The organism is Paenibacillus medicaginis (assembly GCF_042138635.1).
Taxonomy (GTDB): Bacteria; Bacillota; Bacilli; order Paenibacillales; family Paenibacillaceae; genus Paenibacillus; species Paenibacillus medicaginis.
Genome location: NZ_JBHIRY010000004.1, coordinates 46,706 through 61,264 on the forward strand (window position 1 = coordinate 46,706; position 14,559 = coordinate 61,264).

At 47.2% G+C, this 14,559-nt stretch carries 7 protein-coding genes; all 7 read right to left on the bottom strand.

Translation table 11 applies throughout. The features are described from left to right. Window positions 1-331 precede the first annotated feature (331 nt). The 7 genes from ACE5LO_RS05745 to ACE5LO_RS05775 all read right to left on the bottom strand — a co-directional run bounded on the left by ACE5LO_RS05745 (window position 332) and on the right by ACE5LO_RS05775 (window position 14,526). On the bottom strand, window positions 332-1,684 hold the full coding sequence (locus ACE5LO_RS05745; RefSeq protein WP_375519082.1) for an efflux RND transporter periplasmic adaptor subunit: 1,353 nt from the start codon (window positions 1,682-1,684) through the stop codon (window positions 332-334). 34 nt (window positions 1,685-1,718) lie between these two features. After that, window positions 1,719-4,853: an efflux RND transporter permease subunit gene (locus tag ACE5LO_RS05750; protein ID WP_375519083.1), complete on the bottom strand. Its 3,135-nt coding sequence runs from the start codon at window positions 4,851-4,853 to the stop codon at window positions 1,719-1,721. A gap of 297 nt (window positions 4,854-5,150) precedes the next feature. Beyond that, window positions 5,151-9,071 (bottom strand): S-layer homology domain-containing protein, encoded by a 3,921-nt coding sequence (locus tag ACE5LO_RS05755; protein ID WP_375519285.1) that lies wholly within the window; start codon window positions 9,069-9,071, stop codon window positions 5,151-5,153. Between the two features lie 271 nt (window positions 9,072-9,342). Further along, window positions 9,343-10,470, bottom strand: coding sequence for a glycosyltransferase family 4 protein (locus ACE5LO_RS05760; RefSeq protein ID WP_375519084.1), 1,128 nt, complete (start codon window positions 10,468-10,470; stop codon window positions 9,343-9,345). Window positions 10,471-10,639: 169 nt separating this feature from the next. Then, complete coding sequence (locus tag ACE5LO_RS05765) at window positions 10,640-11,398, bottom strand: WecB/TagA/CpsF family glycosyltransferase (protein ID WP_375519085.1); 759 nt, start codon at window positions 11,396-11,398, stop codon at window positions 10,640-10,642. A gap of 6 nt (window positions 11,399-11,404) precedes the next feature. Next, entirely contained in the window at window positions 11,405-12,535 is a 1,131-nt protein-coding gene (gene csaB, locus ACE5LO_RS05770; RefSeq protein WP_375519086.1) for a polysaccharide pyruvyl transferase CsaB, read from the bottom strand. Further along, window positions 12,508-14,526: a DUF5693 family protein gene (locus tag ACE5LO_RS05775; protein WP_375519087.1), complete on the bottom strand. Its 2,019-nt coding sequence runs from the start codon at window positions 14,524-14,526 to the stop codon at window positions 12,508-12,510. The genes csaB and ACE5LO_RS05775 overlap by 28 nt, the downstream gene beginning before the upstream one ends. Window positions 14,527-14,559: the final 33 nt, after the last annotated feature.

Here is a 14,559-nt window from a genome sequence, read left to right on the forward strand (position 1 = left end):
CATATTTTGTCTCTTCGAAATTGTAACCCCTCTGTATCATACTCACACAATTAGACGTGGCGAGTTTCTAAAAAGTTGCGTCATTTTAAAAAAAGTTTTTGATTTTTTTTAAAATATGTATTCGCCTTCTTACAGTCATAATTATACTTCAACGCCTTATCTAGAGTCATCCAACAATTATTCCCTTCCTCTCCTAATATCTACAAAAAGATGATATAGAAAAAGAGGTATAGAATGATGCGTCTTGGGGTTCAAAAACGCATCATTCTGCTCACGCAAAGGTAAGAACACATGCCTCATATCAAGATATGCCAAGCAAACAACTATTATTCTACTTTTTTACAACAGTTACCTGTGCACCGTCAGTAAGCATGCTTGCACCCTTCACAACGATCTGTTGACCCTCTGAGAGCCCTTCGGTCACTTCCACCTTCTCTGCACTCTCTTCTCCGGTCTGAATCTTCACTTGTTTGGCGACAGTTCCTTCTATTATATACACGAACTTTTCGCCAGCCTTTTCACTGACAGCTGCCTGTGGAATGAGCAGACCTTCCGCTGCCCCGGACTGGATATACACATTGGCAACCATACCTGCCTTAAGTGTATTCGAAGGATTTTCTATAGAGATTTCAACAGGATAAGCTTTCAGCTCCTGATCCATGACAGAGTTGATAGCCGTGACCTTGGCGTTAATTCGCTTCTCCACGGAAGGAATTCCAACTGTCACAGAGGAACCTACTTTGACGTTCATCATTTCAGACTCAGACAAATTCACCTTCACAAGAATCGGATTGGTATTCGCAATCGTGACCACGGATGACTGGGAGCTCACAATCTGCCCAACATTTCCGGCGACAGCCGAAATCGTTCCAGACATAGGAGCCTTCACCGTAGCGTCGACTAATTGGCTGCGCGCTGTCTCAAGGGCAGAGCGCGACTGTTCGACACTAGCCTGGGCTACATCTACACCAGCGCTTTTACGAGCCAGCTCAAGTGACTTCAAGGAATTTTGATGTGTCGTTTGGGCACTTTCCAGTGAAGATTGAGCGGTGCTCAGCGTAAGCTTGGCATTATCCAGTGCGCTTTGCGCCTGTCTTGCTGTGGTCTGCGCCTGCTCCAGCTCGGTTTGGGATACAGCACCCGCCGCAAACAGCTGCTGTGTACGGTTCAGGTTATTTTGCGCGTCCCGCAGGGAGCTCTCAGCATCCTTAATGGAGTTCTGCGCCTGGTCTATGGAGCTTTGTTGCTGAACGAGGGCGGCTTTCGACTGGTCAACACCGGATTCTGACTGCTGCACTGACTGTTCAGAGCTGCTCTGTGCCTGTTTCAGATTGGCAAGGGCCACGTTATAGGATTCCTGGGACTGCTTGATGCTGTCGCGGATATCCTTTTGATCCAATGTAAACAGAACCTGCCCCTTACTGACCGTCTGACCGATTTTCAAGTTAATGCTCTGAATCGTCCCGTTAATCTTGGGAGCTACCTGAACGGATTTGTTGGGGGCCAGAGTGCCGACAACACCTGCCTCAGCTTCGATACTGCCCCTTGTTACCTTACCCACTTCGACAGATACGGCCGTTTGCTTCGCAGGTGCGGCTGCAGGGGGTTCTCCTCCCCCCGAGCAGCCGGCCAACGCGACTGACAAAGCCAAGGCCGATAACAATACTACACTTTTTTTATTCATGGTTTTCCCACCTCACTATGTCCTGCATTATCTATTAGACCTGCACATTGCCTTGCTGAAGCTTTGCCTGCTTTTTTGCTTCTCTTTTCTGCTGGCGTTTCAACTTGCGGTTATTACGTTTAACGGTACTATTATCAAACAAAATATATACGACAGGAATCAGAATCAACGTAATGACCGACGCGAAAGAAAGACCAAATACAACGACAACTGCCATAGGCGCCATGGACTCGTTCGCCGGGTCACTGGAAACCACCATTGGCAACAGGGCAAGAACCGTCGCAAGCGTAGTCATCAGAATTGGCCGTAGCCGTTCCGATGCCGCGTGTAGGATCGCCTTGTCCCTTTCCACCCCTTCTTTACGAAGCTGAATAACAAAGTCAATCAATACAATCGCATTGTTAACAACAAGTCCGGCGAGCATGATATATCCGACAAAGGCCATGACACTCAACGCAGTCCCTGTCAAAACCAGTCCCAGAACAACACCTATAAAAGTCGGCGGGATCGAGAACATGATGATAAACGGTGTAAACAAGGATTCAAATTGCCCAGCCATAACCATGTAAATCAGAACTACAGACAGTAAAAGCGCGACGGCGAGACTTACAAAGGACTCCATCATCTGTTCCGCTTCCCCGCCGCCTGTATCTACCGAATATCCTTCAGGCATCGACAGATTATTCATCAGCTTGGTTACGTCCTGATTGACACTAACCGTATCTCTGCCATCAATATCAGCCGTAACTTCAACTTGACGGGTCTGATTTTCACGAGTAATTGTGACAGGAACTTCAATCCGTTCCAGACTCGCAATAGAAGATAATGGCACATCAAAACCCTGTGCAGTGGTAATCCGTAAAGTTTCAAGATAAGAGAAATCCTCCTTGAACTGCTCAGGCATAGAAATCTCTACATCAATCTGATCGTCCCCAGTGCTATAGGTCGTAGCAACCGAGCCATTAAAGGTAGTCCGCAGTGCCGATAGGATCTGTGATGTAGATAACCCATATTGTGCTGCCAACTGACGATTAACGGTTACCTGGTATTCTTCACGCGCTTCGTCCAAAGTACTTTTAACGTTAACCGTTCCCTCAATATTGCTAACCTCTTTGACAAGCTGATCCGAAAGCTCGCGCAGCACTTCCATATCGTCGCCTTTGAGATTGATTTGTACAGGTGAACCGCTTGAGAATCCTTGAGCAGCACTAAGAGTGACATCTGCGTCCGGAATATTGGTAATCTTCTCCCTGAGCTCCGATACGACTTGGTCCGTTGAACGAGAGCGCTCATCAACAAGCGTCACACTCAATGTAGCCGCATTTGTCGGATTGCCGACGCTAAATCCTCCCGCCGAGCCAACCGTTGCCGTCACCTTCTCCAGCTCAGGAATATTCATAACTTCTTTCTCAATTTGCTGAACGGCGCTGTTGGTCCCCTCCAGCTTGGTTCCGTCTGGCATCTCCAGCGATATCGTGAACTCTCCCAAATCCTGAGACGGGATAAACTCAGACTTAACCATTGGAGTCAACGCTCCTGCGCCTACAAACATAAGAATGGTTATCGCAAGTACACTTTTTCTGTGATGGATACTCCATTCCAATGTCTTGCTGTAACCATTTTTGAACTTTTCGAACCCGATATTAAACCATACGATCGGATTGAAGCCACGGTAATTGCCCGAGGTATACACCGACTCGTCCGGAAGCTTCGGCAGCCAGCGTGAGCTGAGCATCGGAACAATCAGCAAGGAAACAAGCAATGCTGCAATGTGAGAAAAAATAACCGTTAAAGCGAGTGGCTTGAAGAGCTCGCCCGCAATTCCTTCTACGAAAACAATTGGCAAGAAAACAACGATCTGCGCAAGCGCTGATGCCATAACGGCATTACCAACCTGCTTGGAGCCTTCAATGGCACCCTGCAGCATGCTTTTTCCTTCATGCCGCTGTCTGAAAATATTCTCAATAATTACGACCGCAAAGTCTACAAAGGAACCAAGTCCCAGAAGCAAACCACTAAGCGAGATAACGTTGATGGTCTGATCTGTGAAATACATCATTAAGAACGTTGCTACAAATGAAATCGGGATAACAATAGCTGCAATGATCGTTGAACGAACGCTGTTCAGGAACAGCAAAAGTACGATAGCTGCAATCACAAGACCGAGTACAGCATGTTCCACCAACAGGTGGACTGAGTCGCTGACAGGCTCGGAAGAATCCGTAACCAGTTCAAGCTTGGTGCCTTCCGGAAGCTCCTGCCGGATCGAATCCAGACGTTCTTTTACGGCATTTGCAATTTGCAGTGTGTTGCCGCCGGATGCTTTAGTAACCCCAATATTGATACTCGGTTTCCCGTTGTATGTGGAAATAGAAGTTACATCAGAGTAAGAATCCTCTACTGTAGCTATATCTTTAAGCTTAACAGTTCCCGAACCTGCTGAAATCGGGATTTCCTTCATTTCCGAAACAGCCTGATATTCACCATCTACACGTATCTGAACTTCTGTGCTGCCTTTGGTTACTGCACCAGCCGAGCCTGACTGGTTATTGGCCGCCAGAGCCTGGCTTACCTGATCCAGGGTGATCCCGTAGCTTTCCAGTTTGGCAGGATCCAAATGAATGCGAATCAGTCTGTCTTGTCCACCTGTTACACTTACGGATGCCACACCCGCTATTCTTTCAAGCTGGGGTTGAATCACATCTTCGGCGATAGGCTGTAATGAATTAACATCCTGCTCCCCTGTGAATGCAAGATTGATAATAGGGGTTGCATTTAAATCAAGCTTCAAGATTCTAGGGGAATTGGCCGAATCGGGTAAAGAGTCCCTAACCCCATCCAAGCTATCCCGGATATCCAATGTAGCCTGATCCAGATCTACCCCCCAATTGAATTGGATCATGACCATGGATGAACCTTCTTGCGATTGAGAACTGATCGTATCTACGTTCTCTACCGACGCAAGGTTGCCTTCAATCGGCTTACTCACCAATTCTTCTACTTCAGATGGTGTTGCCCCTGGTATGCTTGTAACAACAGCAACCACAGGAAACTCTAGCTCCGGCATTTGTTCAACAGGCAACTTTTGAGCAAATATACCGCCCCCGATCAATAAAGCCACGATCAGCATAAAGACGGTTACGGGCCGGCGTATTGAAAACTGTGACATCTCCTCACTCCCCATATGATCTCTATATAAGTATAGATTGCCATACCTTCGATACTACGCTCTTGCAAGTAAAGAGGTTTCAGGTTGGCAGGCAAAATTTATATATTTTTTTAGAACCATTACAATTTGAAATAATTGCTGATAACTAGGCCCTTGCCCCCTATTATGGCATAGTTCGCTCAGCCTAGTCAAATGCTTCAAATGAACAAAAACACCCCTGTCATGCTACATAAAATAGAAGCATTTTATGCAGCATGAGGGATGCATTTTCAAACACTATAATACCCGTTCCATATATTACATCGCTGGCAGTTTCTTCGTGGATGCCATGACCTTCGCAACAATAATTGCCGCGTCACCACGAAGCGTAAAGGATGTCGGATTAAAGTTATAACCTTTGCTTGCATCCTTGGAATCAACTGGAGCGCCCGTAATAAACTTCTTCTGGGCAATGGCCAGAACAGACGCAGCTGCGTAGTAATCGATATCCTTGTAATCCTTGAAGTATTTGGCCAATCCTTTTTCAATCTTCGCACGGTCAGTTAGCAGCTTCAGATTCAAGGCTTTGGCGATTATAACAGCTGCATCTTGACGCGTAATGTTGCTTTCCGGATCGAAGACTCCAGGCTGAATGCCTTTAACAATCCCTGCTCGTGCCGCCGTTTCTACGAAACGGAAGTCCCAAAGATTGTTAGTGTAGCTTCTGGAAACATCATTAAATGACAGATTTCCTTGATAATTGAAAGGAAGCTGCTGTGCCTTAACGATCATTTCCGTAAACTCGGCACGTGTAATGTTGATATCCGGTTTGAAACCAACGGAAGGGTCCTCTGGATTCATAACACCCTTCGCAAACATCGCTTCGATGTAATTCCGTGCATACGGATGGCTGATAATGTCTGTATAGGTTTCACCCAGTTTAGCTACGACATAGTAGCCGAATCTGGAAAAAGGAACAGTTATCGTGTTCTTCTTGTTATTGACGACTCCGCCCAAGTTCTCCCACGTCTTTGTTTCAGGGTTAAAATACAGTACTGTAATAAGTCTGCCGGTATCAGCTGTGACGCTCGAGTTGTACGTGAGGGTCAGGTTCCCGCGCTTGGATGGTACTAACTCATCTTGCGTAGCACGTTCAAAGAAGCTTTTCACCCGCGCGGTTGGAGAGAGTTGATACGGGCCCATACCTTGCGTTACTGGATCATATTTATCCTCTGTCTCCAAATCATCTGCTACACCTGGATCGATCCAGAATACCGGGCTTGCTTTACCAAAACGTAAAGGGAATTCCCCGACAAAATAAGGCTGCCCCGACGCAAAACGCTTATTCAGATCGTCAAGCTCATCATATCTGTCGACTACCCCATCCTCATTGTTGGCAATACCAAATAACAGATCATGATTCGTGAAGACCTGATTTTTAAACCGATCCGGTACATAGTAATCATTTCTGATAAGATTTGTACTACTAGGGAAGGTTAACTGAAGCGCCCCTTCAAAAACCTTGTGGGACTTCTTCATGGTTTCCATATACTGCGCTCCAGGGATGTTGGCTGGCACATATTTCACCGTAACCTCACTCTTCAGCACCTGATCTCCCACAGTAACTTCGATTGGAATCTTATTATCTTTGTTTGCCTTCAAACCTTTTACAACGTATCTGTAAGCTGACGGATAATCCGTATCTCCATCATAGTCTTCATCATAAGCAACCTGCTCGGCGGCCTGTTTATTAATTTTAACACCATTGGCGTTAGGAGCATCCACGACAACTTCCACAAAATTCTGGTTTATCAGATTTCGGTCGGGCAGCGGACGAATAATATGATAGGAAGAAGTTGAAAAATTGACTTCCAAACGGTAAGTTGACGATGTTCCACCTAGTCCCGTATTGTACAATGTAAAGTTGTACACAACAGTTGATCCGTCCTGTGGAACATCCTGACCGAACAAGACAAAACTAAAATTCTCTTCTTTTGGATGGTAGTATACTACCAAATCAGTAACCTCACCACCAGCCTTATTATAATCAGTCTGAGTCGCATCATCGGAATGGAAGCTGTTCTTCAACGACCATCTCAGCGGAGCTCCTTTATTAAACCCTTTATCCGAAGATTCAATTTGCAGAATATAATCCTCCGGATTGGTAACTGCGGCTAGTTCACTATCAACATCAGATTCATTATTACCCAGATCAATAAAATCAAACGTACCGAAAATGTTCATTTTCGAGACAGTTGTTGTATAATCACCGTTACTTCCCGTAAAGTTGGGATCCGCCTTGGTAGGGGCGATATCAGGGTAATCCGGAGTGCCTACGTCCCCGGTCTTAAAGGTGAACGGCATAATTCCCATCGTCCCTGCAGGGATCACAGGTAGATTGGATGTGGTAATATTAATCTTCAAAGTTTTTTCATACTCATCTGATTTGGACTTGTACACAAACCGGATGGTGTTGGAACCCAGTACCATGGCTTCAGCAGCGGCGTCTTTATCTGAAACGTGAAATTTGGCTTTGCTCTTGGATTCATCTACAGGCACAAGAACAATCCGGCTATTATTCACATACAGAAATACCGTCTGATCTGTACCGGAATATTTAATGTCATCTTCCGAGGCCACATTGAGCAGTTGACCGCTAAAATTACTTACAGCATTAAGCTTGATTTGTTTCACTTCATTAGCTTTATTAGAGTCAAGCTGGATCTGCTGACCATCATACAGGCTGTCAAATTGCACATAAGGGCCATATAACATATTGATATCAAGCAATTTCGTTTCAATAATCTCTTTTTCACCAGTATCTTTCTGGTTCTTCAGTTGCAGCTTGAGTTGTTTTGTTGTGCTTGGAAGCGAGCTTATCTTAATGATGAAACGAGTAACATTTGTAGGAACTCCATTAATCGTTTTATTTACATTCTCGGAGGTTACACTGCTTAGGGCAATCCCCTCCTGATCTGTTTCTATAGTAACTTTTCCTGCCTGTTCATTGATGACCTGAACCTCAATCCCTGCCGGTACCGCATTAATATTGGTAGTCGTATCAAGCATAGAGCTTCCAGTAAGCCTTAATGCATCCGCTTCCTTTGTGCTGCTGTTGTATCCTTGCAGATAATTTATATCGTAAATAAATGGGTTTGCACTGTTGCGAAGCGCGAAATACAGACTGCTGTCCCCACTCAACCCAGTGATGCTCAGATTCAACCGGATCTTGGAATCATAAGGCGTAGTCTCAGGAATTGCGATCTCAAACGGCACCATCACATAGCCATCATATTTCTTTATTCCTGACACAGTGGCTTTGCCTGCCGCGCCGCCCGAAAGAGTATAATTAATCTCTACACTTGTAGGTGCCGTGCCTGCGAAAGGAACTACCGCAGTGCCGTGCATCGTGATTCCCTTAGTATTAGCTACACTAAAGTCGGGTGTAGTCGACAAATCTGCTGAAGTCTTCCCATCTTGTAGTAAATATGTGTTATAAAATGTTGGTTCACCATTATAAAACGTGATCTCGCGGGTTGTTGTAACCGATTGATCGTTGTTGGAAGCGGTAATGGTCAGCGTGTTATTGCCTTTATTGATCACCACCGTACCCGCCGTAAACTTGTAGTTATTCGAGCTCGACACATTATAAGTCCACGATTTACCGTTTGTCGATATGGTGACTTTCGTGGCATTAGCCGCATATCCGGAGACAACGATCTGTGATGAAGAATTGCCTTTACCAATAGCAGATGCCATCAGAACTGCAGGCTCGTCCTCAGTTAGCGCAACCGTCGTTCCATTGAGCGTCGCATTAAGATCCGATAATGTTGGACCATTGCGGTATTCAATATAAATGGTGTCAGATACGTTGGACGATCCTTTTTTACCGCTGATCACAATTTTATTGAGACCGGAGAACAGTTTTAAGTTTAAAATCCGCAAATCCGTACCATCGGGATAAATATTCCCGGTTTGTCCCACATTCGAGCTGACTTCAGTGTAGGTATCACCACTTTTGGATAACTGATACACACTGTATGAAATCGTATCTTCATCAACATTATTGAAGGAACCCTCCAGATCCACGCGCTCAGTGGTAACTACACGCGCATCTTCAACAGCATATTTTTCCGATGGAAAAATAAAGTAAGTTCCTGATGCGGCTTCCGCCGTCCCCGTCCAAACCATCGGCACCATGGTTACCAATAAGGCGACCGTCAGCAACATGGAAAGCATTTTTCTCAACTTGATTGTCCTCCTTTGATTCTGCCGTACCTTTTTGGCACGAAATGAGTGCATAGTTATTTTATCGGACAATGGTATCCAATTTTTTAGGCTTTCCCTAAAAAAGGGAAGATTCCTTGTAGCAGCACGCTCTCCCACATCTCCTTTAACAAGAAAACAAATAAATACAGCCCTTAAACTCCATTAATCCGGAGCTTAAGGGCTGTTCTTCAGCTTATAATTTTTAGGCTAAAAATGTATTGGCTTTAAGCCGAGTCGAATCTTATAATTTCGAACGCGACTGATCCGGCTTCACCCGCAGACGAAGCAGCAGATTTATAATCGGCTTTTTTGTTTTGCCAACGAGTCCGATCACTTCCGCTCCAATCTGCATGAAGAACATCATGATACAGATGACAACAAAGGTAACCCAGTTGGCTTCAGCCATCGCAGCCGACGTCTGAATGACAGCCAGCACACCAAAGAAAGCGGCAATGCCGTAAATAATCAGCACAGTTTGTCTGTGGCTGAAGCCCAGCTCACGCAGACAGTGATGCAAATGCCCTTTGTCAGGAGAGAAAATCGGCTTCTTCTGCAGCTTGCGGCGCACGATGGCAAAGAAGGTATCCGACAGCGGCACGCCGATGATGATCAGCGGTGTAATAAAGGACACAACCGCGATCTGTTTATATCCCAGGAGTGACAGCATTGCCAGGCAGAAGCCCAGAAACAGTGAGCCTGTGTCTCCCATAAAAATTTTGGCCGGATGGAAGTTGAAAAATAAAAATCCGACAATGCTGCCCAGCAGCACCAGACACAGCAAAGCAACAGGTACATTGCCCATCAGTATGGACATGACCAAAATAGTCGCGATGGCGATGCCTGATACACCAGCCGCAAGCCCGTCCAGTCCGTCAATCAGGTTAATCGCATTTGTTACACCCACGATCCAGAAAATGGTCAGCGGAACCGAAATCCAGGTCTCCAGTGACGAATAGGAGTTCTGAAACGGGATATCTATAAAGTCAACGCGAATATCAAATCCGAAAACAACGATACAAGCTATAGCGATTTGTACCAAAAATTTGAGCTTGGCATTCAGATCGAAGCGGTCATCCAGTGCACCGATGGTAACAATCATGGTTCCACCGATTAAAAAGGCAGTAATGAAGTTGATGTCCCGTGATGTCAGTACCCCTTCCGGTATGAACGGCAGCAGCATCAGCGTCGTTAAAACAAATGCCAGAAATATTCCCAACCCTCCCAGGCGAGGCATAATTCTGGTATGAACTTTACGGGCGTTCGGCACATCAACGGCCCCCACCTTGACCGCGAATTTTTTGACAAGCGGCGTCAAGGCTAAAGCCAGTGCCAGTGCTGCGATAAAACCAATGATATAGATCGGCAACATTTGATCATTCGACCCCCATTTTTAACGTGAATCTTTTTCACCATTACCTTTACCATGTGAAGATTTAGTGAAAATGATCCAACCGCATTGAATTATACTCCGATCAAAAATAAATACCAACCTTTATATTATGGCAATTTAGGCTGTTTTAACGTCAAATTTCCGCTTATCAGCCCATTTTTGTCACGTTTTCTCTTGCACGCAGCACTTTCACTGCGAATTTTGGCAGCGCAAGCATCCTTTTATACCGGCTCGGCTCTTTCAACAGACGATAAAACCATTCGAGCCGCAGTTTTTGGAAGGCAACCGGCGCACGCTTCGTTTTCCCGGAAATGACGTCAAAGCTGCCGCCTACGCCCATCATGACTGGCACGCCCAAGCGTTCTTTATGCCTGGCGATCCATGGCTCCTGCGTGTCCGCTCCGCGTGCTACGAACAGCAGATCAGCTTTAGCCTCCCGTATGGCTTCGATCACCTCATCATCCTGATCCGGCCCGAAAAATCCATCCCTTATCCCGCATATCACAATTCCGGGATAAAGCTCCTTTATCCTGGCAGCCGTCGCCTGAATCACTTCTAAAGTGGAGCCCAGCAGGTACACTTTCCAGCCACGGGTTTCTCCCACCTTGAACAATTCGTGCATCAGGTCAAATCCGGGCACACGCTCGGCCACAGGCATACCCGCCACGTTTGCGGCCCAGACAACGCCGGTGCCGTCAGGCACGAGCAGCTCCCCGCCCAGCATTACCTTCATGTAAGCAGGCTCTTCCAGAGCTTTCATGACCATAATCGGATTGGCTGTAATAATCTGATGTGGCCTGCCAGAATCCACAGCCTCCGTCAGCCATGCTACGGTCTGCTGCATGTTGAGCCTTGATACCGGGATTCCAAAGATCGGGACCGTCGGAACTGTTTGCTGCTGCTTCAATTTCAATCATCCTTTACGACTCAAATATTCGATAATTTGCCGTGCAGGCAGACGGGCTTCCTGCCGCAGGGCTTGAATAGCGGCGGCCCGTCTGCCCTGCCATGCTTCGCGGTTATCGAGCAGCTCAGCCGCTGCTGCCGCAAGCTTGTCTCCGTTAAGCGTATCTGATGAACCAACTGGCTCACTTTCGATCCTGCTCAGAAAATGATTGATCTTCGGATCATAAGATATGCCGAGCAGCGGTACCTCTCTGGAAGCGGCATAGATAAGACTGTGCAGCCGCATGCCGATAATAAGATCACATTTACTGACCTCCAGAAGCATTTGCTGCGGGTCTGTAATCTCCCGCTCCATACTCATGCTGCTTCCATTGGAGTCCACATCGCCCAATTGTTCAAGTACATATTGGGAGGCCTGCACGTCATCAGGCAGGTGAAAAGGCAGAAAGCGCAGATGTACAGGCCGCTTGGCACTTAACTTGCGCAAGCCGTCGGCAATGGCCTGCAGCTCTCTTCTTTCCTTGTCCCAATAACGCACCGAGATGCCGATAACCGGCATGCCAGCAGGAGATACTCCATTTGATCCGGACTCCGCATGCGCGGGCAGCGGAAGCCCCATTACGGGGTCCGGTACGACGTGCACAGAGGAACGTTGTATCCCCATAGCAACCAGCAGCCCCCCCGACTGCTCATCCCGCACCGATATATACGTACAACGGTTGAAAACAGACTTAATCAAAGGGTAAAACCATTTGCGCTGCACCGGACCAATTCCCTGCGCATAGACAAATGTCGGCTTATCAGCCCACTGTGCCAGCTTCAAGATGGCGAGATAATAAGGTATGGATTTCGGGCTTGTGGCATCCTGCAGCAGGCTTCCCCCGCCGCTGATGACACCCGAGCTTTCACGAATAGCCGCTCGGACCTCCTTCAGACGCATCCGGTGTACCGCACGTACGCCATACATTTTTGTGGTCCACGCGGGATCGGAAGAGAGGACGATGGGCTCGACGGTTAACCCGGTTTGCTCTCCCTCTTCCTTCAGAGCCGTTAAAATCGATTTCAGCACAGCTTCATCCCCGCTGTTGCGGAAGCCGTAATAACCGGAAATTACAATTTTCGGAGCCGAGGAGACCATCTTGTCCAAGCTCCTTCCAGCAGCCGCCATACGCCAGCCGCAATAATTCCGAAAATAAGCCCCATGCCCAGACCAAGCAGCCCGCGAACGAGTGAAATAAGGACCGGAGAATGAATATGGGCGAACGTATCCACCATCGACAGCTGCCCGATGACAGCGATAATCATTACATAAATCGCTTTGCGGTATTTAATCGCCGCAAATGCCCCCACAATAAACAGCGGATGTGCCATCAGGAATTCCTTGGTGCGTGGTCTCACGCCAAACGTATTCTCCATGAACGTACGGAATGCCATTTCATAAGAAGATACAGAACCAGCGTTTCCGGTGCGGGAGAGGTAATAATAACCTGCCGCCGCCAGGATGACCAACGCACCAACCATCCATACCGTAATAGGCAGCCTTAGCAGCTTCGGCACTTCAGTTTGAAGCGAAATTCCTCTATAGAAGAACAAATACACCGCCACCAGAAAAATTGGAACAAAATGCAGCAGGCTTACTCCCCTGAACTGATTGAGCACCAGACTGTAACTGATGTTATTCAGCAGTGCGATGACAAAAGGTACAGCTGCCAGCGACAGGATCGAAGTCTGCACATACAGAAGCACAGTTTTGCCAAAGCGGCTTCCCACCGAAAGTTCGGGTTTCTGATCATGAAGAGCCGTTATTTTCCGTACAGCCAGCAACATGGCCACTGTTGGACCGCTGATCGCAACAGCCAGTGCGAGCGCCTGCTCCATCAGGCTGGAATTCAACACATATAAGCCAGCACAGCCGATGAGGCCAAGAATAAAAGCAGTCAGCGTCAATGCAGGCAGAAAATAGGAAATCATAATGGCGATCAGTGCGACAGCACCCGCAACAGCCACCAATTTAAAATAACGTTGCATAGAAGAATCGCTTACATGGAAAGGCTCGGCTTGTCCAATCGTAAAGCCGTTATTCTCTATGCGCTGCACGGCATTGCCCGGGTCAGCCAGCGAGTGTACCAGATTATCAACAGAGTCCTTGACCTTCGCTTCGGCAACACTGCGGGTAGGAACCGTATTTAAATATATGATCCGTATATTTCTGTCCTTGGTCGCCAGTACAAACCGGTCCGCAATCGTCTGAACGTCGAGCGACGAATCGGCTTCGCTCAGCGAATGCAGACGAACCACGTTATAATCTAACAAATAAGCAAGCTTGTTAAAGCCAAGTTGAGGGGCTTTCAAGCCTTCTATAGCCGCTACGCCAATCCCATGCTTGTTCAGCAGCTCGGCAAAGGCGGAAAGACTGTTCAAATCGGCATCATCATGGAAGCCCTTGACAGACTCGCCTTCAAACAGAATGCGCTTTACCCCGTTTTTTTCAAAATTGGCAAGCGTGCTTTCCACCAGCTGCTGGTTGTACGGCAGGCTGTCCGTCATCCGTGGCATAATGATAAAGCCTTTGGAGCGGAGCATCGCCATGGCCACCGGGTCCGGCTGCATCGGCTTCAGGGAAGCGTCCTCCGGAGAGGTTTCTATGACGAGACCGCTTTGTCCATCATATCTCCACGGATTTACAGCAATGCCCAGACTGCCGAACGTCTCTTTGAGCATCGGTGTATACGCATCCGCACTTTCCTTGTTCATGAACTGAACGTAGGTAAAATTCTGATTCCCCGGTACAGGCTGTCCTGTCATGCGGGAAATGTCTTTTTCATTATAGGTAACGATACGGCGGGCTTTTTCCAGATCACTCAGAGTGCTCTCAAATAGCGCCATGGAAGTGACGCCCGCTTCCTTCAATTTGTCTAGCTGTTCGTTCAGGTAATCCTGGGGACGTGCCTGGTAAGATGCGGCGTCCGTCAAATCACGGTAATCAAATACAAATTCAACTGATTTGGATGTTCTCTCCGTTTGCAGCCGGTCGCCGATAACCGGTACAACCGCAATCAGGCCGATTACGACCACCGCCCACAACCATTTCCGCGCGCGGGTATTCCAATACTGCCATTTCTGATACACCAAAGTACCTCCTCATCATTCAGCACGCGGTAC

Excerpts from the sequence above, each read along its gene's own strand:
- ACE5LO_RS05745 (WP_375519082.1), bottom strand. The coding sequence starts at position 1,684 with ATGAATAAAAAAAGTGTAGTATTGTTATCGGCCTTGGCTTTGTCAGTC.
- ACE5LO_RS05750 (WP_375519083.1), bottom strand. The coding sequence starts at position 4,853 with ATGTCACAGTTTTCAATACGCCGGCCCGTAACCGTCTTTATGCTGATC.
- ACE5LO_RS05755 (WP_375519285.1), bottom strand. The coding sequence starts at position 9,071 with ATGCTTTCCATGTTGCTGACGGTCGCCTTATTGGTAACCATGGTGCCG.
- ACE5LO_RS05760 (WP_375519084.1), bottom strand. The coding sequence starts at position 10,470 with ATGTTGCCGATCTATATCATTGGTTTTATCGCAGCACTGGCACTGGCT.
- csaB (WP_375519086.1), bottom strand. The coding sequence starts at position 12,535 with ATGGTCTCCTCGGCTCCGAAAATTGTAATTTCCGGTTATTACGGCTTC.